This is a genomic window from Salinivibrio sp. ML323, from assembly GCF_001995745.1.
GTDB classification, from domain to species: Bacteria; Pseudomonadota; Gammaproteobacteria; order Enterobacterales; family Vibrionaceae; genus Salinivibrio; species Salinivibrio kushneri.
Window position 1 is genome coordinate 58,885 of sequence record NZ_MUES01000005.1, and the last position, 23,466, is coordinate 82,350.

Annotated in this window: 18 protein-coding genes; 11 read left to right on the forward strand and 7 right to left on the reverse strand. The window is 52.2% G+C overall.

Annotation, left to right across the window (positions count from 1 at the left end; translation table 11 throughout):
* Positions 1–5: 5 nt before the first annotated feature.
* The 4 genes from cydC to ald all read right to left on the reverse strand — a co-directional run bounded on the left by cydC (position 6) and on the right by ald (position 5,770).
* The gene (gene cydC / locus BZG13_RS05220) at positions 6–1,724 is read right to left on the reverse strand and encodes a heme ABC transporter ATP-binding protein/permease CydC (protein ID WP_077485605.1); all 1,719 of its coding nucleotides are present in this window, start codon (positions 1,722–1,724) and stop codon (positions 6–8) included.
* A complete protein-coding gene (gene cydD / locus BZG13_RS05225; protein ID WP_077485607.1) occupies positions 1,717–3,486 on the reverse strand; it encodes a heme ABC transporter permease/ATP-binding protein CydD in 1,770 nt (589 codons plus the stop codon). The genes cydC and cydD overlap by 8 nt, the downstream gene beginning before the upstream one ends.
* A gap of 77 nt (positions 3,487–3,563) precedes the next feature.
* Complete coding sequence (gene trxB / locus BZG13_RS05230; RefSeq protein ID WP_069361441.1) at positions 3,564–4,526, reverse strand: thioredoxin-disulfide reductase; 963 nt, start codon at positions 4,524–4,526, stop codon at positions 3,564–3,566.
* Positions 4,527–4,645: 119 nt separating this feature from the next.
* The gene (gene ald, locus BZG13_RS05235; protein ID WP_069361442.1) at positions 4,646–5,770 is read right to left on the reverse strand and encodes an alanine dehydrogenase; all 1,125 of its coding nucleotides are present in this window, start codon (positions 5,768–5,770) and stop codon (positions 4,646–4,648) included.
* A gap of 166 nt (positions 5,771–5,936) precedes the next feature.
* On the opposite strand from ald, the gene lrp reads away from it, so the two are divergent.
* The 5 genes from lrp to serS all read left to right on the forward strand — a co-directional run bounded on the left by lrp (position 5,937) and on the right by serS (position 12,774).
* Positions 5,937–6,431 (forward strand): leucine-responsive transcriptional regulator Lrp, encoded by a 495-nt coding sequence (gene lrp / locus BZG13_RS05240; protein WP_046073519.1) that lies wholly within the window; start codon positions 5,937–5,939, stop codon positions 6,429–6,431.
* 231 nt (positions 6,432–6,662) lie between these two features.
* A complete protein-coding gene (locus BZG13_RS05245; protein WP_443216354.1) occupies positions 6,663–9,434 on the forward strand; it encodes a DNA translocase FtsK 4TM domain-containing protein in 2,772 nt (923 codons plus the stop codon).
* Positions 9,435–9,480: 46 nt separating this feature from the next.
* Positions 9,481–10,080, forward strand: a complete 600-nt coding sequence (gene lolA / locus BZG13_RS05250; RefSeq protein WP_077485765.1) for an outer membrane lipoprotein chaperone LolA — start codon at positions 9,481–9,483, stop codon at positions 10,078–10,080.
* A gap of 11 nt (positions 10,081–10,091) precedes the next feature.
* Entirely contained in the window at positions 10,092–11,414 is a 1,323-nt protein-coding gene (locus BZG13_RS05255; RefSeq protein WP_443216353.1) for a replication-associated recombination protein A, read from the forward strand.
* Between the two features lie 73 nt (positions 11,415–11,487).
* Positions 11,488–12,774, forward strand: a complete 1,287-nt coding sequence (gene serS, locus BZG13_RS05260) for a serine--tRNA ligase (protein ID WP_077485609.1) — start codon at positions 11,488–11,490, stop codon at positions 12,772–12,774.
* 60 nt (positions 12,775–12,834) lie between these two features.
* Here the strand turns inward: serS and BZG13_RS05265 are convergent, their stop codons facing one another.
* Both BZG13_RS05265 and metG read right to left on the reverse strand, forming a co-directional pair.
* Positions 12,835–13,614: a hypothetical protein gene (locus tag BZG13_RS05265; RefSeq protein ID WP_077485611.1), complete on the reverse strand. Its 780-nt coding sequence runs from the start codon at positions 13,612–13,614 to the stop codon at positions 12,835–12,837.
* Positions 13,615–13,857: 243 nt separating this feature from the next.
* Positions 13,858–15,894, reverse strand: a complete 2,037-nt coding sequence (gene metG / locus BZG13_RS05270) for a methionine--tRNA ligase (protein ID WP_077485613.1) — start codon at positions 15,892–15,894, stop codon at positions 13,858–13,860.
* 157 nt (positions 15,895–16,051) lie between these two features.
* On the opposite strand from metG, the gene apbC reads away from it, so the two are divergent.
* The 5 genes from apbC (at position 16,052) to BZG13_RS05295 (ending at position 22,057) form a co-directional block, all read left to right on the forward strand.
* Positions 16,052–17,176 (forward strand): iron-sulfur cluster carrier protein ApbC, encoded by a 1,125-nt coding sequence (apbC, locus tag BZG13_RS05275; protein WP_077485615.1) that lies wholly within the window; start codon positions 16,052–16,054, stop codon positions 17,174–17,176.
* A 141-nt stretch (positions 17,177–17,317) separates the two neighbouring features.
* Complete coding sequence (udk, locus tag BZG13_RS05280) at positions 17,318–17,962, forward strand: uridine kinase (protein ID WP_069361447.1); 645 nt, start codon at positions 17,318–17,320, stop codon at positions 17,960–17,962.
* A gap of 117 nt (positions 17,963–18,079) precedes the next feature.
* Positions 18,080–18,667: a dCTP deaminase gene (dcd, locus tag BZG13_RS05285; protein ID WP_046073840.1), complete on the forward strand. Its 588-nt coding sequence runs from the start codon at positions 18,080–18,082 to the stop codon at positions 18,665–18,667.
* Positions 18,668–18,789: 122 nt separating this feature from the next.
* Positions 18,790–20,925 (forward strand): AsmA family protein, encoded by a 2,136-nt coding sequence (locus BZG13_RS05290; protein WP_158074867.1) that lies wholly within the window; start codon positions 18,790–18,792, stop codon positions 20,923–20,925.
* Between the two features lie 52 nt (positions 20,926–20,977).
* Complete coding sequence (locus BZG13_RS05295; RefSeq protein ID WP_077485622.1) at positions 20,978–22,057, forward strand: metal-dependent hydrolase; 1,080 nt, start codon at positions 20,978–20,980, stop codon at positions 22,055–22,057.
* Positions 22,058–22,104: 47 nt separating this feature from the next.
* Here the strand turns inward: BZG13_RS05295 and cobO are convergent, their stop codons facing one another.
* Positions 22,105–22,695, reverse strand: coding sequence for a cob(I)yrinic acid a,c-diamide adenosyltransferase (gene cobO, locus BZG13_RS05300; RefSeq protein ID WP_077485625.1), 591 nt, complete (start codon positions 22,693–22,695; stop codon positions 22,105–22,107).
* Positions 22,696–22,910: 215 nt separating this feature from the next.
* On the opposite strand from cobO, the gene BZG13_RS05305 reads away from it, so the two are divergent.
* Positions 22,911–23,426, forward strand: a complete 516-nt coding sequence (locus tag BZG13_RS05305) for a low molecular weight protein-tyrosine-phosphatase (protein ID WP_077485628.1) — start codon at positions 22,911–22,913, stop codon at positions 23,424–23,426.
* Positions 23,427–23,466 lie beyond the last annotated feature (40 nt).

A 23,466-nucleotide genomic window follows, 5' to 3' on the forward strand; every position in this document is an offset into this window, starting at 1 on the left:
TCTCGTTACAAGCAGCTCATGAGTTGCGCATAGCGACCGTTACGTGCCAGCAAGTCTTGATGTGTGCCTTGCTCAATAATGCGGCCAGCATCCATTAAACACACAGTGTCCATATGTGCCAAACCAACCAATCGATGGGTAATGATCACCACGGTTTTATCCTGACAATGGTCTTGCAGTAAGGATAGGATCTCCGCCTCGGTTTGCACATCTAGGCCTTCGGTTGGCTCATCAAGTAACATAACCGGCGCAGGGTGCAAGAGGCCACGAGCAATCCCCAAGCGGCGGCGCTCGCCGCCTGAAAGCTGTCGTCCGCCATCGCCCAGCCACGCATCGAGTCCTTGACCCTCTAACAGTCCACCCAAGCCAACGCGCTGCAAGACAGTGGCGAGGGCATCGTCTGATGCCTCTGGGCAAGCCAGGGTGAGGTTGTCGCGCAGTGTGCCGTTGAACAGATCAACACTTTGCGTCACCACAGACATGGCGTCACGCAGCGCGGTTTCTTGCCATTGCGTGAGCGGCACCTCATCAAGGGTGATTTGACCTTGCGTGGGATCCCACGCCCGGGTAAGCAAGCTCAATAAGGTTGATTTGCCACATCCCGTTCTTCCTAACAGGGCGAGTGTTTGTCCTGGTGTGATGCGAAGAGAGATGTTTGAAACCGCGTCTTGTGCTGCGCCTGGGTACTGGTAACTGACATTATCAAAGCTAATATCGCCCACAGCAGGGCCAGTATGTCCTTGTGAGGGGAAGGGGACACTGGGCGCGCGCTCCGTGATCGCATTCAGTCGTTTCGCGGCGGTAAGCGTTTTGCCGAGGTATTGGAAGGCGGCAGTGATCGGCATCATCAACTCAAAACTGGCCATGGTCGTAAAGGCCACCATAGCAATCAGGGGGCCAGGCCTATGATCACCGACACCATCTGCCGCCAGCCAAATCATCGCCACCAGTGTTAGCCCTGTGGCCGCGACGAGCACAGCATTGGCTAATCCGGTGATGCGCGCCATATTGGCTTGTGCGTGCAGCATGGCTTGCTCGCTGTCATCGATGCGGGCGCGATAGCGATCACGTGCGCCAAATAAAGCCAGCTCGGCGTGGCCTTGTAACCAATCAAGCAGTGCGATGCGCGTGGCTGCATTTTGTTCCAACTGTGCACGGCCTTGATCATTACCCAAGCGATAAAAAAGGATCGGCAGCCCAATCAGTAACCCGAGCAAGATCAGTCCAAGCGCCATGCCAAGCATTGGGTCAAACCAACCTAGGAAGAAACTTACCGCCAGGATGCCCACGATACCAACCACCATCGGGCTGACTAGGCGTAGATAAACGTGGTCCATGGCATCGACATCGGCGACCATGCGATTAAGTAAGTCGCCATCACGCATATTCAGCCCTTGACCAGGAACTAATGGGGCGAGTTTACGAAAAAATGATACGCGTAAATCGGCCAATAGTTTGAAGGTGGCATTGTGGCTGACCACACGTTCAGCCCAACGGCCGAAGGTACGACCAATGGAAAAGCCACGCACACCGGCGGCGGGCAGCATGTAATTAAAGGTGGCAAGGCCCGCCAGGCCGGCGACAGCCGCAGCGGCAATAAACCAACCGGAGAGGGTGAGTAGGCCAATGGCGGCAAACAAGGTAGCAAACGCCAGCACCATACCTAGACTCAAACCGAACCAGTGGCGCTTATAGAGGCGGAGATAGGGCAGTAGTTCACGCATCGAGATTTCTCCTATCGGCGGAAGCCAGCATCTCAGCCAGCGGGCCGGTTTCAGCGAGAGTATGATAGGGGCCTTGTTGTACTAACTTTCCGTCCATCATCACCCAGACTTGGTCACTGTGGGCGAGCGAGTCTAAACGGTGCGACACCTGGACACAGGTCTTGGCTTGGGTTGCCCCACTCAAGGTTTCTAGCACGCGGTTTTCGCTATGTGCGTCTAGGCTTGCGGTTGGCTCATCCAGTACCCAGAGCGCACCATCTTGTAATAGCGCTCGCGCGACCGCAATACGCTGTGCTTGACCCACTGATAACCCGCCATTTCGGTCACCGACAGGATGCGCCAAGCCATCGGTCAGCCGCATCACGAACTCATCCACGTACGCTTGGGTCATCACTTGGTTGATGGTCTCAGGCGTTGCCTCAGGGTTAGCGAGGGCAATATTGTCGCGAATACTGCCATGGAAAAGTTGTGGGTTTTGCCCGACCCAGCTTATCGACTGACGCCAATGCGTTAAATCAAGTTCACTGCGTTCATAGCCATTAATGGTGAGGCTACCACGGTAGGGCAGAAAACCAAGCAGAGCGTTAAGAAGGCTAGATTTGCCCGCGCCACTGACGCCAACAAGCGCAACCTGTTCACCGGGTTGGATAGAAAAGCACATTGGCCCTGCCAATACGTGACCGTCGGGACTGAGTACCTCCAGGTCGTGCGCGATGATAGTGACGGTGGATAAATCAGGTGTGGCTTCACCTTGGGTGCCGGTATCTGGCTGGGCATCGAGAAATTCCACGATCGACTCGGCCGCCCCAATTGCTTGTGCCTTAGCGTGATAAAAGGTGCCGAGATCGCGCAATGGCTGATAAAACTCGGGGGCCAGCACTAAGACGAATAAACCGGTAAACAGCGAAATAGAGGCACCATAGTGACCAAAATCAAGCTCACCAATAAAGCTAAACCCAAAATAGACGGCGACAACGGCAATGGAAATGGCGGTGAAAAATTCCAGCACGGCCGATGATAAAAAGGCCAGGCGCAGCACTTCCATTGTTCGTTGGCGAAATGTGTGTGATGCGAGATGAAGCTGCTCGGCCTCCGCTTCAACGCGATTAAACAGCTTGAGAGTGGGCAGTCCACGTAAGCGGTCGTAGAAGTAACCGGATAAACGTTGTAGTGCCTTAAAGTTTTTCCGGTTGGCATCAGCGGCTTTAATGCCAACTAAGGCCATGAAAAAGGGGACCAGCGGCGCGGTGACTAAAAAGATCACGCCCGACGCCCAATTTATTGGGAAAACGGCAACCAAGATCACCAAGGGGATCAGCACGGCGATGGCCATTTGCGGCAAATAACGGGCAAAAAAGTCTTGTAACTCTTCTACTTGCTCTAAAATCAGGCTCGCCCAGCTACCTGCTGGGCGTCCTTGAATGCTCACCGGCCCCAACGCCTCGAGGCGATTCAGGATTAAATGACGAATATGTTGGCGAATCACTTCACCACAGCGGTAGCCCGTTTGCTCTTTGGCCCAGCTGCATGCTGCACGTGCTAATACGACGCCAGCTAACGCCAGAAAACTGGGGAGTAGGGTGAATTTATCCGTTTGTTCAATAATCAATTGGTGCAGCAGGTGGGCGAGAAGTGCTGCTTGGGCAATCAAAAGCACACCGGAGAGGAGTGCAATACTAATCGTCGCAACTAACCAGGGTTTGGCTAACGTGCTCTGCGACTTGAGCCATTGGGTTAGCGCCCGCTGTTTAGATTTATCCATATCGTCTTATTGTTTTATGAGAGCCTACAAATAGGCTGGGCAGGCCACCGAATGGCGGCCTGCATGAGAGCGTGGGCTTACTGATTATTCGCCAAGGCGTCGAGATAGCGCTCGGCATCTAATGCGGCCATACAGCCGGTGCCTGCAGAGGTTATCGCTTGGCGATAAACATGATCCATCACATCACCGGCAGCAAACACACCTTCAACGCTGGTTTGAGTGGCATTGCCATTGAGGCCCGACTCGACCTTGATGTAGCCATTTTCCATCTCTAATTGACCCGCAAAAATATCGGTATTAGGTTTATGGCCAATTGCAACAAACACACCCATCACATCCAGTGTTTCGGTTTCATCACTTTGGGTGTCTTTCAAGCGTGCTTGGGTCACACCCATTTCATCGCCTAGTACTTCATCGAGCACGCGATTAGTGTGTAGCACGATATTACCGTTCTTCACTTTATCCATCATGCGGTCAACGAGGATTTTCTCGGCACGGAAGGTGTCGCGACGATGAACAACATGCACTTCTGAGGCAATATTTGATAGGTACAAGGCCTCTTCGACCGCGGTGTTACCACCCCCGATCACCGCGACTTTTTGGTTGCGATAGAAAAACCCATCACAGGTGGCGCAGGCTGAGACACCGCGTCCTTTAAAGGCTTCTTCAGATGGAAGGCCAAGATATTGCGCAGAGGCACCGGTAGAGATAACCAATGCATCACAGCTGAACTCACCATTATCGCCTTTTAAGCGGAACGGACGAGCGGATAAGTCCACTTCGTTAATGTGATCAAAGATAATCTCAGTCTCGAACTTTTCCGCATGGGCTTTCATACGATCCATCAAGGCCGGTCCTGTCAGTCCCTCAGGATCGCCAGGCCAGTTTTCAACATCCGTGGTGGTGGTCAGCTGGCCACCTTGTTGCATTCCGGTCACCATCACGGGGTTTAAGTTAGCGCGCGCGGCGTAAACAGCGGCGGTATAGCCAGCCGGGCCTGAACCCAGGATCAACAGGTTCGCATGCTTAATGTTACTCATTCACGTCTCCGAGCAGGAAAAGAGGTTCGTTTTTTGAATGGACTGATTGTAGGTAAATTAGAAAGGTAAAGAAAGGGCACCGTGATGGTGCCCTCGATTTCTATGATTGGTGTGGCCGATTAATGCGCGGCCTTTAGTGCGTCCATGGCATCAACATACGGCAACTCAAAGCCTTCTGCGACCTCTTTGATGGTCACTTGACCGCCAATCACATTCAGACCGTTGCGTAGGTGCGCATCTTCTACCAAGGCATCGCGATAGCCTTTATTCGCCAGTTTGACGATATATGGCAGCGTGGCGTTGTTCAGTGCGACGGTAGACGTGCGGGCCACCGCGCCAGGCATGTTGGCGACACAGTAGTGAACGACATCATCGACGATATAGGTGGGATCCGCATGAGTGGTCGCGTGTGAGGTCGCGAAACAGCCGCCTTGATCAATAGCCACATCCACAACCGCTGCGCCGGGCTTCATACGCTTAATGTGGTCTTCGTTAACCAGTTTGGGGGCGGCCGCACCTGGGATCAGTACCGCACCGACAACCAGATCGGCGTTCAATACGTGCTGCTCTAAGGTTTCTTCTGTGGAGTAGACCACTTTGGCACGTCCTTGGAACTCTTCATCGAGGCGACGTAAGGTATCGACATTTTTGTCGAGAATCGTGACGTCAGCACGCAGACCAACGGCCATACGAGCGGCGTTCGAGCCGACGACACCACCGCCGAGTACCACGATTTTCGCAGGCTCAACCCCGGGCACACCGCTGAGCAACATGCCCGAACCGCCGTGTGATTTTTCTAGCGCTTGTGCACCTGCTTGAATAGACATGCGGCCGGCGACCTCAGACATAGGCGCAAGGAGTGGCAATCGACCTTTAGAATCTGTTACCGTTTCGTAGGCAATACAGATGGCTTTACTTTTAATTAAGTCTTCTGTTTGCGGAAAATCTGGTGCAAGATGCAAATAGGTGAACAAAATCTGTCCTTCGCGGAGCATCGCACGCTCAACGGCTTGTGGCTCTTTTACCTTGACGATCATTTCTGCTTTCGCAAAAACGTCAGCAGCAGTGGGAAGGATAGACGCGCCGGCGGCTTTATAGTCGTCGTCAGAGAATCCAATACCATTACCTGCGTTGGTCTCGATGTAAACAGAGTGGCCGTGAGAAATAAGCTCGCGAACACTCGCGGGTACCATACCAACGCGGTACTCATGGTTTTTGATTTCTTTTGGAACGCCAATGATCATGCTGTCACCTCGTGTTTATTCAGTGTTATCGGCTGGCTTTTTATTGATATTGTCAATTTTCAGGCTAGTATAAAGGCAATAAACCAGTATTTGATGCTAAAGATCATTTAGATGTTATTTAATTTGGTATATCTTTTTGCAAGGAAGTAACAAGGTGGAATAAAAAATGGTAGATACCAAAAAAAAGCCCTCCAAGGAATTGGACCGCATTGACCGCAACATCCTGAACGAGCTTCAAAAGGATGGGCGAGTCTCTAACGTTGAGTTATCAAAACGTGTTGGTCTTTCTCCTACCCCCTGTCTAGAACGTGTACGACGTCTTGAACGTCAAGGTTATATCCTTGGCTATACAGCACTGCTTAACCCCCAGTATTTGGATGCATCACTGTTGGTGTTTGTCGAAATCACACTCAACCGCGGTGCGCCTGATGTGTTCGAGCAATTTAATAAAGCCGTGCAAACGCTTGAGGATATTCAAGAGTGCTCGTTAGTGTCAGGGGATTTTGACTACCTGCTTAAAACACGAGTAGCGGATATGTCAGCTTATCGCAAGTTATTGGGTGAAACCTTGCTGCGTTTACCCGGTGTGAATGACACTCGCACGTATGTGGTGATGGAAGAGGTGAAACAGAGTAATCATCTGGTTATCCATACCCGTTAGCCAGGTGATAAAATGGGGTGCGACGCACCACTTGTCGAGACTGAAGCCGAGCGTCATGCTCGGCTTATTTTTTGTGCGGATAGCACAAGATTGTGTGATATCTCGGTAAAGATTTGGCGTAGGCAGGCATCATGCCTGCCCTCACGGCATGAATGTGATAAAGTCAGGGCAACATAAGCAAGCCTCAGAGTAGGATGAGGAATGCGGTTCACGAACAGTATTAAACAGGTGATGATGGAGTTTTCTTTACGTCGGGAGCCCAAAGCGGCTCGTGCTAAAGCGCGTTTAGATGGCGTTCAGCGATTAAAAGAGTGTGGGTTTATTTTGGTACTCGCGGCAGCCGTGTTCACCATGGTCGCCCTATTGTCTTTTAATCCGGCCGACCCATCCTGGTCGCAAACCGCTTGGCATGGTGATGTCCACAATGCAGCAGGTGCCATGGGCGCGTGGCTCGCCGATAGTCTCTTCTTTTCGTTTGGTATCTTAGCGTATCCGCTGCCACCAGCGGCGATTCTCGGGGGGTGGGTGTTCTTGCGTCGCCGCAGCGACGATGAACCCATCAATTATACCATTATCGGCGCGCGTATCTTGGGACTGTTTATCCTGTTTTTAACCAGCTGTTCGTTGGCCGATTTGAATTTTGACGATTTTTGGCATTTTTCCTCTGGTGGTGTAATGGGGGATGTCACCAACAGTTTGGCGCTGCCGCTATTTAACGTATTAGGGACGACCTTGGTGATGCTGTTTGGCTGGGCGGCCGGCTTTACGCTCTTTACAGGCATTTCTTGGTTGACCATTGTTGATAATCTCGGTGCCATGACACTAAAAGGCGTCACCTGGGCGGTCAATCGGATTCGCGGTGACGCGCCTACCGAGTTAGGCGTTCCAGACACCGACACACAGAGCACCGCAGCCAATGCGTCTGAGCGGATGGAACTTAGTGACCTACGCCGCCTGACGCCGTCAGCGCCGGAGAAGGCGGAGAATTCCGCCAACGATGAGCAGGCACAGAACAAGGCAGCGTCGCCTATTATCTTTGGTGGACAAGCGCGTTCGGCAACAGACTCGGATGTTGCTGACGATCAGGGCGCTACCGATAGCGATGATGCGCAACCCGAGGAACCGTCATTGGGGCAGTGGCACCTTGCTATCGAGCACGAGGAGGAGCATGAAGAAGCTGCGCCTGTATTGTCTTCGCGCGTTGAGGTGGACACGCCACATCTTGATACTGGAACTGCTCCCTCTATTGAAACGGGCCAAGAGACACCATCTGATGATCTGCACAGTGCACCAATCGCACCGAGTCAGCATCACGCCGACACAACTTATGGCAATCAAGATGGGCTGTCCGAGCTTGAGCGTACAGAACAAGCGAGCAGTGGCGCGGATGAGGATGACGACCCGTTTCAGGAAACCATTCGCCAAGCGCAAAAAAATCAGCAGCAGGCGGCTGGACTGGATCACCCGTTCTTAGTCAAAGATGAGCCGGATTTACCTACGCCGACAGAACCTTTCCCGACCCTCGATCTGCTTGACCCCGCTCGCCATACTGCAGAGCAGGCGACACGTGAAGAGCTTGAGAAGATTGCCCGCTTGGTTGAAGCACGGTTAGAAGATTTTAAAGTCCAGGCGCGCGTAGTGGGCGTATATCCAGGCCCGGTGATCACCCGTTTTGAGCTCGATCTTGCGCCTGGGGTTAAAGTCTCGCGCATTTCTGGCTTATCCAAAGACTTGGCGCGTGCTTTGTCGACCACGGCAGTGCGTGTGGTCGAAGTGATCCCAGGGAAACCCTACATTGGCCTTGAGCTTCCCAATGAGCACCGGGAGACGGTGTTTATGTCCGAAGTGATTGGAAGCGAACGTTTTAAGAATAGCCACTCGCCTATTTCGGTGGTGCTGGGGAATGATATCGCGGGTGAAGCGATTATCACTGATTTGGGGAAGGCACCACATATGCTGGTGGCCGGTACCACAGGCTCGGGTAAGTCGGTGGGCGTGAACGTCATGCTGGTGAGCATGTTGTATAAAGCCTCACCCGAGGACGTGCGCTTTATCATGATTGACCCTAAAATGCTCGAACTATCGGTATACGAGGGGATCCCACACCTGTTGACTGAGGTGGTGACTGACATGAAAGATGCGGGGAATGCGCTGCGTTGGTGTGTGGGTGAGATGGAACGTCGTTACAAGCTGATGTCGGCGCTTGGAGTACGGAACCTAAAAGGCTTTAACGAAAAAGTAAAAGCCGCGGAAGCCGCCAATAACCCTATTCCCGATCCGCTTTGGAAGCCAGGTGACTCGATGGATGAGTCAGCGCCTAAACTTGAGAAATTACCGTATATTGTGGTGGTCGTGGATGAATTCTCCGATCTGATGATGGTGGTGGGCAAAAAAGTGGAAGAACTGATTGCGCGACTAGCACAAAAAGCGCGGGCAGCGGGGATTCATCTAGTGCTTGCCACTCAGCGTCCGTCCGTTGATGTGATTACAGGCTTAATCAAAGCCAACATTCCAACGCGGATGGCGTTTACGGTGTCTACTAAGACAGATTCACGCACCATTCTTGACCAAGGTGGCGCAGAGTCATTGTTAGGAATGGGTGATATGCTCTTTATGCCTAATGGCTCTAACCACCCCATCCGTGTACATGGTGCTTTTGTCAGTGATGAAGAAGTGCATCGTGTGGTGAATAACTGGAAAGCACGTGGTAAGCCACAGTACCTAGACGAAATAACCAAAGGGGATCAAGGCTCCGATAGCTTGTTACCGGGTGAGGCGCCTTCAGGCGGAGAGGGTGAGGAGCTGGACCAGCTTTTTGACCAAGTGGTTGAATTTGTCACCGAAAGCCGCCGAGGCTCTGTCTCTGGCGTCCAGCGACGATTTAAAATTGGCTACAACCGGGCAGCGCGGATCGTGGAACAACTGGAAGCACATGGTGTCGTAAGCTCACCAGGCCATAACGGTAATCGCGAAGTCATCGCGCCACCGCCACCCAAAGATTGATCGAATGGAAGGTTTCATGACTCGACTCTCTGCTATCCGCCACCTAATGGTGGTGATATCGCTATTTTTTGCATTATCGGTGCAGGCGAAAACGCCGGCGCAACAACACCTGATGGAACGCTTGAGTCAGGTTGACGCATTCAGTGTGCAGTTTTCGCAAACAGTGCACAGCCCAGAAGGGGAGGTGATTCATCAAGCAAAAGGACGGCTCGCCATTGAGCGGCCAAATTTGTTTAACTGGACCACAACCTCACCCGACGAAACCATCATGATTTCCGATGGCGAGACGCTCTGGTACTACAGCCCCTTTGTTGAGCAAGTGACGGCGATGTGGCTGGAGGATGCCACGGCACAAACGCCGTTTGTATTGCTCACGCGCAATCAGCCCAGTGATTGGCAGGCTTATCAAATCACCCAAGAGGCTGACACCTTTACCTTAACGCCAAAAACCACAGGCACCATTGGCGAATTTGAGGTCACGGTGAAGCCGGATGGTACCTTGACCGGTTTTACCGTGGTTGAGCAAGATGGGCAACAGAGCCAGTTTACGCTGAGCCAGTTTAGTCGACAAACACCGGCGTCGGACCTGTTTTCGTTTACGCCACCCGACTCAGTGATGGTCGACGATCAGCGCCAACCAAGATAATTGCCTCGGAGGTGACTGTGGCGACCTTACCGCTTGACTTTGCAGACGATTTTCGCCCACTGGCCGCACGTATGCGGCCCCTCACGCTTGACCAGTACATCGGGCAGCGCCATCTTCTCGCCGAGGGTAAACCGCTTCGCCGGGCGATTGAATCGGGCTCCCTCCATTCGATGATTTTCTGGGGGCCTCCGGGGACCGGTAAAACCACGCTCGCCGATATTGCCGCGCGCCAAGCCAACGCAGAGCTGGAACAGATCTCGGCCGTGACATCTGGCGTCAAAGAGATCCGAGAGGCGATTGGGCGCGCAGAGCAAAACAAGCAAGCCGGCATTCGTACTGTTTTGTTTGTCGATGAAGTGCACCGCTTTAACAAAAGCCAGCAAGATGCGTTTTTACCCCATGTGGAAGCGGGGACGGTGACGTTTATTGGTGCCACCACGGAAAACCCCTCATTTGAGCTTAATAACGCTCTGCTATCGCGCGCCCGTGTGTACCGCCTAACCAGCCTTGATGAGAGCGATTTGGAAGCGGTGATTGATCAAGCACTCGCCGACGCGCAGCGAGGGCTCGGTAAGCAGTCTTTAGCCTTTGATAACGGCGTGAAAGCAGCATTAACGGCAGCATGCAGTGGTGATGCACGTATGGCGTTAAACCTATTGGAAATGTTGGCAGACATGGCCGATGGCCAAATCACGATGTCGATGCTTAAAGACGTGGCTGGCGAAAAAGTGGCGCAATTCGATAAACAAGGTGATGCGTGGTATGACTTGATTTCTGCGTTTCACAAATCGGTGCGCGGCTCGAGCCCCGACGGAGCATTGTATTGGTACGCACGGATTGTCAGTGCAGGGGGCGATCCGCTCTATGTCGCCAGGCGACTACTTGCGATCGCTTCAGAGGATGTCGGTAATGCCGATCCGCGCGCGATGCAGGTCGCGCTTAACGCCTGGGACTGCTTTACCCGCGTAGGGCCGGCAGAGGGTGAGCGCGCCATTGCTCAAGCCGCGGTGTATTTGGCCAGTGCGCCTAAAAGTAACGCGGTTTATACCGCGTGGAAACAAGCCTTGCGTGATGCTAAAGACACCGCGAATGCGCCTGTTCCTATGCACCTTCGTAATGCACCAACGGCATTGATGGAGCAAATGGGACACGGAGACGGCTATCGCTATGCCCACGATGAGCCCAATGCCTATGCCGCGGGAGAGCGCTATCTCCCCCCGGAGCTTGGCGAGGCGAGTTACTATCAGCCCGTCAATCGTGGGCTAGAAATTAAAATCGCCGAAAAGCTCGCCTTTCTCGCAGAGCAGGATATAAAAAGCCCGCAAAAGCGCTAGGCAAGTTTACCCTTTTTGGGTAAGGTTTAACTTCGTCAATTTACAGTCAATAACCCGAAAGCACAGGATTAGCATGCTGGATTCCAAATTACTTCGAACTGAGCTGGAACAAACCGCTCAACAACTCGCTCGTCGTGGCTTTACGCTTGATGTTGACGCTATGCGTGAACTCGAGGAACAACGTAAGGCGCTGCAAATTCGCACCGAACAACTGCAAGCAGAGCGTAATTCCCGATCGAAGTCCATTGGCCAGGCTAAAGCAAAGGGTGAAGACATCGCACCATTGCTCGAAGAAGTGGCAAACCTGGGTGATGAATTGGATGCGGCGAAAACAGAGCTCGCGGCGCTCCAGCAAAAAGTGAATGATGTCGTGATGGGCGTGCCTAACTTACCGGCCGAAGAAGTGCCTAGTGGCAAAGACGAGTCTGAAAACCAGGAAATTTCGCGCTGGGGCGAGCCCCGTCAATTTGAGTTCGAGGTTAAAGATCACGTCGACCTCGGCGAACTCACCGGTGGTCTTGATTTTGCCAGTGCGGTGAAACTGTCAGGCTCTCGCTTTATCGTGATGAAAGGGCAAATGGCGCGTATGCATCGTGCGCTCACGCAATTTATGCTCGACTTGCACACCAACGAGCACGGTTACACCGAAATGTACGTACCGTATCTGGTTAATGCGGACAGCCTCTATGGCACCGGTCAGCTGCCTAAATTTGGTGAAGATTTGTTCCATACCCAGCCGGCGACGGAAGAAGGGATTGGCATGTCTTTGATCCCAACCGCGGAAGTGCCGCTGACCAACATGGTACGTGATGAAATCATCGATGAAGCGGATCTTCCGCTGTGCATGACCGCACACACACCTTGCTTCCGCTCAGAAGCAGGTTCATACGGGCGTGATACGCGCGGCCTTATCCGTATGCACCAGTTCGATAAAGTTGAGTTGGTGAAGGTGGTTAAGCCAGAAGACTCAATGGAAGCTCTGGAGTCATTGACTGCGGATGCAGAAAAAGTATTGCAGTTGCTAAACCTGCCATATCGTAAGATGTTGCTCTGCACCGGCGACATGGGCTTTGGTGCGGCGAAAACCTACGATCTAGAAGTCTGGTTGCCCGCGCAAAACACTTATCGTGAGATTTCATCGTGCTCAAACACCATGGACTTCCAAGCTCGCCGTATGCAGGCACGTTTCCGTCGTAAAGGTGAGAAAAAACCTGAACTGTTGCACACCTTGAATGGTTCGGGCTTGGCGGTAGGCCGTACCTTGGTGGCTATTTTGGAAAACTACCAACAAGCGGATGGCCGTATTGAGATCCCTGAAGCACTTCGCCCCTATATGGGCGGGCAAACCCATATTGGGTAAGTGCCATCATGATGCTATCAAGCCGGCCTTGCGCCGGCTTTTTAATGGCTTAGAGGTTGATCATTGATGGTGTGAGTCATTGATGGGTGACAGCGTATTGAAAATATCATCCTTTGGTGCAGGAAAGCGCGCGAGCAGCGTCGCCAGAAAGGTATCGAGGGCATCAAGCATCACGGCGTTGACTTGCTGTGCCACCGCCAGGCGGCGATTGAGTGACAAGGTGTGTACATTATCAAGCTGTGAGATAACCTGATTAACCTTATTGGTGAATGCATCGCCCAATTCAAGGTCGCGCAGTTGTGCTAAGCGCTTGATGAGTATTTGTTGTTGTAAGCTTAGGGACTGGTGCGCATTGGGCGTTGCGTTCTCCAGTTGTATTGACGCGTAGGAAAAGCGTTGGCGAGCTTGAAGTAGCTCTAACACGGCATACCAAATTTGTTGGTAAGACGAGAGCGTGTGGTCATCACCACAGGCAATTAACACCGGCGGGATGGCTTCATCCACCAAGTACGCTAGGTGCTGCAAGGCGCGGTTTTTCATCTTGGCCTGGGTCACATCATCATATTGTGGCAAGGCGTGAAGGTGATGGAAAAAAAGCCGATACATTGGCTTTTGCGCATGGGGTGCCAAGTGGTGTAACTGACGTGTTTGATCCAGCAATCGTTGATAGTCATACGGATCGACGCGCGGTTGGGTGGCGAGGTAACCCGCATGCTGGAGCAAAGCTCGTAACTCATGCAGTTGATGCAATCGCCAATCCGGTCGTTGACGATACACGATGACCGCCACCACGCTAGCAATCGTGAGCACCAGTATTCCTATCATCACTAACCATCCCATATGCTCTCCTTGCTATGGCTCGCGTGTCTCTCTGAAGGAGCATGAAGCATGCCAAAATTGAGAGGTTAATCACGCCTTGTATGGCCTTGATCGGGGTCTGATGGTGGGCGTTTTACGCACCGTGTTAGGGAGTGGTTGCCCTCTTGTAGTGCAGGGAGGCGGAGGATTGGCACCTATTGGGCAAAAAAAGAGCCCGGCTGGGCTCTTTATTCTCTGCTTGTGCAAATTGACGAGGCAGCAAGGTTACATGACCCGCATACCTGGCTGGGCACCCTCATGAGGCTCTAAGATCCAAATCTCTTTTCCGCCAGGGCCGGCTGCTAAAATCATGCCTTCTGACATGCCAAACTTCATCTTTCTTGGTTTTAGATTGGCGACCATCACAGTGTGCTTGCCCACCAGATCTTCCGGTTTGTAGGCCGATTTGATCCCAGCGAAAACCTGACGTGTTTCACCGCCAATATCGAGCTTGAATTTGAGCAGTTTATCCGCTTTTGGCACGGCTTCGCACTCAAGGATCTTGGCGATACGGAGATCCACTTTAGCAAAGTCACCAAATTCAATTTCATCCGCGAGAGGATCATCAGCCAAAGGCCCTTGCGCTTTGGCTTTTTCCGCCTCTTCGGTCGCAACATCTTCTTTGCTATCAGCAATCATGGCATCGACGGCTTTCGGATCAATCCGGTTAAATAACGCCTTGAACTTGGTGATCTGATGGCCAGTGAGTGGAGTGGCAATGCTTTCCCACGTGAGGGTATCGTTTAAAAAGCCTTCCGCCCGTTCGGCCAGTTTTGGCATCACGGGTTTTAGATAAGTCATCAACACTCGGAATAAGTTAATACCCACTGAGCAAATAGCCTGTAGCTCAGCCTCTTTTCCTTCCTCTTTGGCGATGACCCAAGGGGCTTTCTCATCGACGTACTGGTTGGCCTTATCGGCCAGCGCAATGATCTCACGAATGGCGCGATTGAATTCACGGGCCTCATAGAGCTCGCCAATGTGCTCGGCTTTATCGATAAAGGATTGATATAGCTCAGGCTCAGAGCAAACCGTTGATAGCTGACCGTCAAAGCGTTTGCTGATGAAACCCGCGTTGCGAGAGGCTAGGTTGACCACTTTGTTGACGATGTCGGTATTCACGCGCTGAATAAAGTCATCCAAGCTTAAATCGAGATCATCAATACGGCTGTTGAGTTTGGCGGCGTAGTAGTAACGCAGGCACTCAGGGTCAAGGTGCTTTAAGTAAGTGCTTGCTTTAATGAATGTCCCTTTCGACTTGGACATTTTCGCGCCGTTGACGGTGACATAACCGTGCACAAAGACGTTGTTTGGCTTGCGGAAACCGGCACCGTCGAGCATGGCGGGCCAGAACAAACTATGGAAATAAACAATGTCTTTGCCAATAAAGTGATAAAGCTCGGCATCGCTGTTGGCTTTCCAATACTCATCAAAGTCGATGTCGCCGCGCTTGTCACAGTAGTTTTTAAATGACCCCATATAACCAATTGGCGCATCGAGCCAAACGTAGAAAAACTTGCCAGGTTGATCAGGGATCTCGAAACCAAAGTAGGGCGCATCGCGGGAAATATCCCACTGCTGCAGGCCGGTTTCAAACCACTCATTCATCTTGTTAGCAATCTCACTTTGCAGTGAGCCGGATTTCGTCCACTCATTGAGCATTTGTTCAAATTGTGGCAAATCGAAGAAGAAGTGCTCAGAGTCACGCATCACGGGCGTCGCGCCGCTCACCGCTGAACGAGGGTTAATCAGCTCTGCCGGGGTATAGGTTTCACCACAGTTATCACAGTTGTCACCGTACTGATCGTCGGCGTGACATTTTGGACACTCGCCTTTGACAAAGCGATCCGGTAAGAACATTTCTTTTTCCGGATCAAACAGTTGAGAAATAGTTCGACTGGTGATGTAACCGTTATCGCGTAGCTGGGTATAGATAAACGAGGCGAGTTCGCGGTTTTCATCACTGTGGGTGCTGTGGTAATTATCGAAGCTGATATCAAAGCCATCAAAGTCGGCTTGGTGCTCTTGTTGCACGCCAGCGATCATGGCTTCTGGCTCGACACCCATTTGCTGTGCTTTCAACATAATGGGGGTACCGTGGGCATCGTCGGCACAAATAAAGTGAGTCGTGTTGCCACGTAGGCGCTGATAGCGCACCCATACATCTGCTTGAATATGCTCGAGCATGTGGCCCAAATGAATCGAGCCGTTCGCATAAGGCAGCGCACAGGTCACCAGAATTTTCCGTGGGGTTGCAGCCATAATCTTGTTTGTTCGCTCTTATGATATGAATGGAATGATTGCGGAAATCTTACCTGATACGATATGCCTTGCCTAGTGCAGGCCGTGAGTGAGGCGGTTTATCCGTTAAACGTTGCCAATCCGGCCTAATATATTTTAATCAATGGGATGGTGATGCATGTTATTTGGTTCTAAAAAGAAAAAAGCACAAAAACAAAAACAAAAACAAGACACGGCCGCCCCGCTGACCAATGTGGACGACGCAGTGAGTCTATTGAATCAGTTTTCACACTCGCGCTTGGTGGAGCAGTGGGCAAGCCAACCACAGTGGGTGAGCGCGAGTGGAGACGGCTTTAAGGTGACATTCCCATTTGCAGCGGCGTCAGTGATGCAGGCGCTCGATGAGTGGCTCAGTGCCCAGTCGACGTCATTGGCGCAGCAGTTTCAACTGACACAGAGAGTGGCGCCGATAAAAAGTGGTGACAAAGCGCCCGTCAAAGGGGTGAAAAACCTGTTAGTGGTGAGTTCGGCCAAAGGCGGCGTGGGTAAATCGACGACGGCGGTCAATTTGGCACTGGCCCTGCACGCCGAAGGGGCATCAGTGGGCATTGTCGATGCGGATGTGTATGGCCCATCGCTGCCGATAATGCTCGGCGCTAAAGACAGCGAGCCACAAACCCATGATGGCAAACTGATGGAGCCTGTGAGGCGTCACGGCATCGCCTCTAATTCAATTGGTTACCTGGTGCCCGCCGATAACGCCACCGTTTGGCGTGGGCCGATGGCATCGAAAGCCTTTGCTCAATTGATCAATGAAACCCGCTGGCCTGAACTTGATTATTTGGTGGTTGATATGCCGCCAGGCACGGGCGACATTCAGCTTAGTTTGGCGCAACAGTTTCCGGTGACGGGGGCGATGGTGGTCACCACACCACAGGATCTCGCACTGGCTGATGCGATTAAAGGCGTGGCGATGTTTGAGAAAGTACAGGTGCCGGTTCTCGGGGTAATAGAAAACATGAGCTACCATATTTGTTCGCAATGCGGCCATCATGAAGCGATTTTCGGTACCGGTGGTGCGGCGAAAATGGCCCGTGAACAGGGGGTACCGGTCTTGGCACAAGTACCGCTTCATGTCGCCATTCGTGAGGACATAGACGCAGGCACACCGAGTATGGTGGCGCGCCCCGACAGTGAGCACGCTGCGGTTTATCGCCAAATGGCAGCCACCGTCGCCAGTCAGCTTTACTGGCAAGGGGAAACGCGCCCTGAACAAATAAGCGTACAAACGGTGTCGCCCTGATTGAGCAACGGGCAGCTGTAGCAGGCTTAAAGCGACGGATGCGTCAGGGAAGCGTGATTTTCTCTGGCGCCAGCGGCTTCAACTCCCTATAATCAGGCGGTTTATGTAGATTCCGCCAAGCTTCCTCTGGGTATTCATATTATGAGTGACAACAACCACCAATGCGTTATTATCGGCATAGCAGGTGCCTCTGCTTCCGGTAAAAGCCTGATCGCTAGCACGATTTATAAGGAATTAAAGGAAAAAGTCGGCGATCATCAAATCGGCGTGATCACGGAAGACAGATATTACCGCGATCAAAGCCATCTCAGCATGGAAGAGCGCGTACAAACCAACTATGACCATCCACAAGCGCTAGACCATAACTTGCTTTGCGAGCACTTAGAAAGCCTCGCGGCCGGTCAGTCTGTCGATGTGCCTGTGTACAGCTACTCAGAGCATACCCGTATGGATGAAACCACCACCATGACGCCCAAAAAGGTGATCATTTTGGAAGGGATCCTGTTACTGACCGACCCACGTCTGCGCAATCTTATCCATGCCAGCGTCTTTATGGATACCCCCCTTGATATTTGCTTGTTGCGTCGCATGAAACGTGATGTGGCTGAACGCGGCCGCACCATGGACTCTGTGATGGAGCAATATCAGAAGACGGTCCGCCCTATGTTTATGCAGTTTATTGAGCCGTCAAAGCAATATGCCGACATTATCGTGCCACGCGGGGGGAAAAACCGCATTGCGATTGATGTATTAAAAGCGCATATCGCGCGATTACTGAAAGCCTGATTGACTTATGATGGCTTAACGGATCACCACTCCCTGCTTTTGTATGCAGAGGACAACGAGCTAAGTGAATGCGGTGCGCAGTGTATCGCTCCATGTATTAACCGTGAGGACTATCCGATGCGACTATGCGACAGGCATATCAAAGAACACCTTGATGATGGCCGCATCAAAATTGAGCCGCGTCCGGCAGAGGCGTCGATTTCTGGTGTGACGGCGGATGTGACATTGGGCAATCAATTCCGTGTCTTTAATGATCACGGCGCGGCATTTATCGATCTATCTGGCCCGAAAGAAGAGGTCAATGCCCAGCTTGAACGTGTGATGAGTGATGAAATTGAGATTGCTGATGGTGAGGCATTTTATCTTCACCCAGGCCAGCTCGCGCTCGCTGTCACGCATGAAGCGGTGACCCTACCGGACGATATCGTCGGCTGGCTTGATGGCCGTTCGTCGTTGGCACGTTTAGGGCTGATGGTGCATGTGACCGCGCACCGGATTGACCCGGGCTGGTCGGGCCGTATTGTCCTCGAGTTCTATAACAATGGTCGTTTGCCTTTGGCGCTACGACCCGGTATGCCGATTGGTGCGTTAAGTTTTGAGCCTATGTCGGGCGCGGCTGATAAGCCGTATAACAAACGCGACAACGCAAAATACAAAAATCAGCAAGGGGCCGTCGCCTCTCGCATTAGTCAAGACAAGGTTTAACGATTGCAATGCGCCTACGGGCGCATTTTTTCTAACGGGGAACCCGATCGTGAAATCATGGTCGATAAGGCGAGTATCTCTCGCGAGTGGTATCGCCTGTTATGCACAAGGAGCATCTTGCAATGATAAAAAAAATCGCCCTTACTCTTGTTGTTTTGGTGGTGGTTGTCATCGGTGGCATCGCCGCTGTGCTCGCGACTATTAACCCTAACCAGTTTAAGCCATTGTTGGTCGAGCAAGTTAAAAAGCAGACAGGCTATGACATGGTCATCGGTGGCGACATTGCTTGGCAGTTTTGGCCAAGTTTGGGGTTTTCAGTCGAGGATGTCGCGATAAAAAATCGCCCTGGCTTTGATGAACCCGATCTGATGCGCTTATCTCAAGCACGCCTGTCTGTCGATGTGTTGCCTTTGATGTCGCAAACCTTGCAGGTCGGCGAAATAATATTGCAAGACCCTCATGTTTTTATTCAAACCCTGAGTAATGGGGAGAGCAACCTCACCACGACATCACAGACCGCAGCGCCTCAAACAGAGCCGACACCAGAATCAGACTCATCCTCTGAGACGACGAGCACCGAGGCAAAGACGTGGAATGTATCGTTACAAGGGCTCAGTGTGGCTAACGCGAGTGTGGTCGTCAAAGATGATCAAGCGGGCACCATGACGGCGCTGCGCGATGTGGATCTTGAGGTGGGCAATCTGGCGACGGATGTGTGGACGCCGCTATCACTGTCGTTGCGCGGCGAGCAAAATGACGCCCGCTTTGCGGTGGAAGGTCAAGGCGAGTTGAAATTGGCCAGTGACGTGATACAAAGCCAGTTGCGCAAACTGGCGTTGACGCTTTCGGCAGAGCAAGGTGATATGGTGATTGAACAAGCCAATATTACCCTTGATAGTTTTTCGCTGGGCGAGACAGCGAAATTAGGCTTCAATGTGAATGCGCAAACGGCTGACATCGACATTGAAAGCTCAGGTAAAGCCCAGGTGACTATCGCAAAAACGCAAGATAAGGTCACTGTTCAGGGGTTAGACATGCTCACGACACTGTCCGGCGAGCCTATTCCCCACTCGTCTCTTAGCCAAGCGCTAGCCGCGGATATTGTGTTTGACATCAACCAGCAAACGGTGACGGTCAGTGAATTGACCGGCCGGTTGAACGACGATGATGTTGTGGTGGATGGCAAAGTGGCGGTCAAGTTGACTGAGATCCCCCAAGTGCGCTTTGCGTTGAATACCAACCATATCAACCTCGATACGCTGCTACCGACAGACGCAGCGCCTAGTCAGTCCGCAAAAGCAAGTGAGTCTGACGCTAATGCACCATCCAGCTCCAACAAACAAGCTGCGCCCCTGAGCAAAGAAGAGCCTGATCTGAGTGTGTTGAAGACGCTAGATATTGTCGGCTCATTGGCGATGAAAGGGCTGACCGTGAGTAATGTTACCTTGGGGAAAACGCGTGCGACGGTTGCCATCGACCGTGGCAAGGTCGACGTGTCCGAGCTGACCACACAAGCCTATGAAGGCAGCGTGGTTGTGCAAGGGATGCTAGATGCCACACAAACCCCTGCGCGCTATCAGGTGAGTAAAAAAGCGCGTGGGATCCAAGTGCTTCCTTTACTGGAAGATGCCGCTGAGGTGGACTTATTAGAAGGTAAGGGGAATCTTGATATCAATGTACAGGGCAAAGGCTTGTCACCGTATGCATTGCGTCAAGCGATTCAAGGCAGTGTCGCTATTTTCTTCGAAGATGGCGCGATAAATGGCATTAACTTGGCGCAGATGCTCAGAGAGGCGAAAGCAACCCTAAAAGGTGAGTCGGCAGCGGCCGCCAAAGAAGTACGTAAAACGGACTTTAGCGCACTCACGGCAAGTTTTACCCTAGGTAACGGCATGGCACGCACCACCGACTTACTGTTGGAAGCGCCGGCGCTTCGGGTACGTAGTGACGGACAAACCGATCTGCTGAAAGAGACACTCGATTTTAACGTCTATACCTCGGTGGTCGAGACCAGTAAAGGCCAGGGCGGTAAAGATATTGATGAACTGCGTGATGTGACCATCCCAGTGACGGTAGCTGGTACTTGGCAATCGCCGAGCTATAAATTAGATATTAAGCAGTTACTCAGCAGTAATAAAGCGTTAGAAGAGAAAGTACGCAAAGAGGCGCAACGGGGGCTGAAAAAGCTACTGGGTGATAAAGCGGATGACGATAAGGTCAAAGAGACGGCAGATAAACTCCTTAATTTATTTCAGTGATCGGCGCATCACTCATCAGGCTATCTAATGCAAAGTCATTAAAGGGCGCTTTATGGATTCTGTCACGCAAGCCGCGTTAGGCGCGACGGTCGCGGGCTTGGTTGCGGGTAAACGCTGCTCACCGAAAGTGCTGCTGGCGGGCGCGGCCTTGGGGACCTTACCGGATCTGGATGTATTGATTGATTATGGCGATCCGGTGGCGAACACTGTGAATCACCGAGGTTTTAGCCACTCGCTGTTCGTATTGCCTTGGGTCGGCGCGCTCATTGCTTGGTGCTGGTGGCGCTGGCAGCGTCAGTGGCCACTGTGGCAATTGATGGTGCTGGTCATCGCGGTGCTTGTCACCCATCCATTGCTTGATGCCATGACGGTATATGGCACCAAGCTATTCTGGCCGCTTGATGTGCCATCAGTAGCGGTAGCGAGTTTATTTATTATCGACCCCCTTTATACGTTGCCCCTACTGGTTGCGCTCATCAGCGCGCTGGTATGGCGCCATCTTGGGGCCAGGATGTGTGGTGTTGGGTTGATGGTCTCGAGTCTTTATTTGGCCAGTTCTGTGTATCAGCTCCATCAAATAGAAAACCGGGTTGCCGAGCAAACACAAGGAACCTTGCTGGAAGGCCAGCCGTTGATCATTATGCCAACGCCGTTTAACACTTTACTGTGGCGTGTGGTCGTCAGTGGCGAAGATCAATACTGGGAGGGGCTGGCCTCACGACTTGATGCCAACCCGTCAATTGATTGGGTCACGCAGCCTCTGGGAGAGTGGCCGCTGGCAAACTCTGATACCCTCAGTGCTCTGCGGACGTTTTCGCGTAATTTCATTCGCTTTGAAAACCGAAACGGGCAGCAGGTCGTCACCGACTTACGCTTCGGGGTGGCCGCCTATCAGCCGTTTCAGTTTTTACTGGCAGAGCAAAAGATGAATGGGGAGTGGGCGCCGGTCGCGCCTCAACAACTCGAGCCTGGCCCTTTGCCTGAGACCGCGCTCCCGGCATTGTGGCAACGCTTGTTGGGCGATCAGTCCATCGATGCCAAACTCTGTCGGCAATCGTGTCAAGCGAATGATACGTCTGTTGATACGCTATCCTCTACAGCGGTACCGACCAGCGGCACTTCAAAGCAATGAGCGTGCCTCTGCACGCTCATTATTGTCTTGTAGGCTCTCGATAACGCCTACCAGTCAATACCCTGGCGAGCTTTAACACCCGCATCAAAGGCGTGTTTAACATTACGAACCTCAGACACGGTATCCGCCATTTCAACGAGACGACGATGCGCACCGCGACCCGTGATTAACACCGATTGCTCACTGGGGCGTTGGTTAATCGTAGCGATGACATCGTCTAGATCAATATAGCCATAGGTGATCATATAGGTGATTTCGTCCAGGACGACCAAATCGTAACCAGGATCGCTGAGCATGGTTTTGCATGCTGACCAGATTTTTTGTGCGGCTTGGGTGTCGGCCGTTTTATCTTGGGTATCCCAGGTAAACCCTGTACTCATCACATGAAAGTCCACGCCATGCTGACTGAGTAAGTCTCGCTCACCGCATGCCCAGGTTCCCTTGATATACTGCGCCACCCCGCATTTGAAGCCATGGCCTGCGGCGCGTGCGACGGTGCCAAACGCGGAGGTGGATTTGCCTTTGCCGTTGCCAGTAATAATAAGAAATAGCCCTTTTTCTTGTTGTGCGGCGTCAATCCGAGCATCGACTTTTTCTTTCAGTTTTTGCTGGCGCTGTTGATGACTGTGTTCTGACATGTGATTTCCAACCTTTGGTTAACTTAGGTCTATATTAAAGGGACGATAGGTTGGATGCCAACGTTGACACGCGGTGCGCAAACAAACAGTTCCAACCAAATAGGGCGTTTTATACAAACGCTAGAGCAGGCGGGTGTCGATTACCTGCCTCACTATAGGCAGCGTTTATCCTTACTGGTAAGCTGAAAGCCTAGCCATAAGGAGGTTTAACGCTGATGACATCGGATAATCAAAGGCCCAGTGTTTTGGTGGTGTGCTTGGGCAACATCTGTCGTTCGCCCACCGCTGAAGTCGTATTACGTGCTCGCGCACAGGCGCGAGGCTTGGCAGTCGATATTGATTCAGCGGGCACGGCAGGTTATCACCAGGGTAATCCGCCTGATACACGTAGCCAAGCGGCGGGGCAGGCGAGAGGCTACTCGTTTGAAGGTATTCGCGCGCGCCAGGTTGGCCCAGCTGACTTTGGCTATCATGACATGATTCTGGCAGCCGATGAGAGCAACCTGGCTGACTTGCAAGCGCAATGCCCACCCGAGCACCAAGGCAAACTGTCTTTATTTCTCCACTGGGGGGAGCATACCGATGGGCCGATCCCCGACCCTTATTATGGTGGCCCGGACGGCTTTGAGCGGGTGTTAGACTTGCTTGAACAAGCGGCAGATGGGGTGCTGGATCATATTGAAGCGCATCTTTTGCCACGCTCGTTGAGAGAGTCCGCGTCTAGGGGATGAGCGCAAGAGCAGGAGAAGAATAAACAAACGGCGCGTATCA